Annotated in this window: 2 protein-coding genes and 1 pseudogene; 1 reads left to right on the top strand and 2 read right to left on the bottom strand. The window is 67.3% G+C overall.

Annotation, left to right across the window (positions count from 1 at the left end; genetic code table 11):
• Window positions 1-335, bottom strand: a pseudogene (locus tag HX774_RS19030) (hypothetical protein); the annotation flags it as partial.
• A gap of 105 nt (window positions 336-440) precedes the next feature.
• The gene (locus HX774_RS19035; protein ID WP_178828978.1) at window positions 441-656 is read right to left on the bottom strand and encodes a DUF4287 domain-containing protein; all 216 of its coding nucleotides are present in this window, start codon (window positions 654-656) and stop codon (window positions 441-443) included.
• A gap of 125 nt (window positions 657-781) precedes the next feature.
• On the opposite strand from HX774_RS19035, the gene HX774_RS19040 reads away from it, so the two are divergent.
• Window positions 782-1,616, top strand: an 835-nt coding sequence (locus tag HX774_RS19040) for a UbiA family prenyltransferase (protein WP_178828979.1), incomplete at its 3' end; no start/stop codon positions are given.

Here is a 1,616-nt window from a genome sequence, read left to right on the forward strand (position 1 = left end):
GGATCACCGAGGCGCGCGCCCGCAGGCGGCATGAAGCTGAGCGACAGGAACCGACCGCCCGCCACATCAAAACAGTCGCTGTGCTCTACCCCCGAGGGGTTCCAGACCAGGGCCCCGGGACCAAAGGCCTGATGACGCGGGGTCAGGGGATCATGCGCCAGGCTGCGGTAGCCCGCGTCCAGCGCCAGCACGAAATGGGCGTCTTCGTGCGAATGGAGGTGAACCTGTTCGGGCGGCAGGGTGGCGATCCTCAGATCGACCCTGTAGCCATGCGCCCGCACGCCGCGCGTCTGCGCGCCCAGGAATTCGCCCGGTGAAAGCGACGGACTGGCCATGGCGAAGGGTCACTCTTTTACTGGGCCTTGACCGCCAGAGGTCGGGGGTGGGTTAAGCTTTACAGTGTTCTCTGACGGCTACGCCCCGGACGCAAGCGCCCGCCCCTACTTCAGCCCGTCTTCCGCCAGGGTGTGCGCCACGATGGCGTTGGCGTGGCCGTGGCCCATGTCGTGCTCGTTCTTGAGCAGAGTGACCAGTTCCATGTGCTTGGCGGGATAGCGGGCGCGGACCTCGGCCTTCCACTCGCTGATGGGCCGTCCGTACTTCTTCTCGATGGAGGGGAAATAGGACGCGGGGCCCTTGATCGGCGCTTCAGTCATCGGCGGCTCCCTCCAGTTTGGCCGACACTAAGCGCAGCCTGACCGCATCCCGCAAGCGTCCTCGCATCACGCGGATCGGACGCAAGGTCTTCACCCGCCACCGCCTCAGGGTCTAAGACCCCTGCATGAGCACAGCCCCGCTTCCCGACGCCGCCCGCCAGAACTGGGTGGACCGCTACGCCCCTGAGGGGCTGAAGCCGTGGCTGAAGCTGGGCCGCTTCGACCGGCCCATCGGCATCTGGCTGCTGCTGCTGCCCGGCTGGCAGGGGATCATGCTGGCTCTGAACCAGTACGATCGGCCCTTCGGCGGCTATGAGCTGTGGCTGATCGCGGGCTTCGCCATCGGCGCCGCCCTGATGCGCGGCGCGGGCTGCGCCGTGAACGACATCGTCGACCGCGACTTCGACGCCCAGGTGGCCCGCACCGCCCTGCGCCCCATTCCGGCGGGTCAGATCAGCGTCAAACAGGCTTGGGCCTTCGTCGCCGGTCTGTGCCTGATCAGCCTGTGCATCCTGCTGACCATGAACCTGACATCCGTCGTCCTCGGCGCCCTGTCGCTGGGTCTGGTCGCGGCCTACCCCTTCATGAAGCGCATCACCTGGTGGCCCCAGGCCTGGCTGGGCCTGACCTTCAACTGGGGCGCCCTGCTGGGCTTCGCCGCCGCGACGGGCGGCTATGGCGTTCTACATTGGCTGCTCGACCTCATCTTTGCGGGTGGCCTTACGCTCGGCATGGCGGGTGAAGCCAGCGCGTGGAGCCTTCACTCCGGTAACCTGGCCCTGTCGGCCCTGCTGCTCTACGCAGGCGGCGTCTTCTGGACCCTCGGCTACGACACCATCTACGCGCTTCAAGACATCGAGGACGACGTCATGGCGGGGGTCAAGTCCTCGGCCCGGCGTCTGGGCGCCCAGGTCAAGCCGGGCGTGGCTGTCTTCTACGTCCTGGCCGTCCTGCTGGCGG

The sequence above is a fragment of the Brevundimonas sp. P7753 genome (assembly GCF_013386595.1).
GTDB classification, from domain to species: Bacteria; Pseudomonadota; Alphaproteobacteria; order Caulobacterales; family Caulobacteraceae; genus Brevundimonas; species Brevundimonas bullata.

What these genes read in the sequence shown, in the direction of transcription:
- HX774_RS19035 (WP_178828978.1), bottom strand. Translation starts at nt 656, where the DNA reads ATGACTGAAGCGCCGATCAAGGGCCCCGCGTCCTATTTCCCCTCCATC.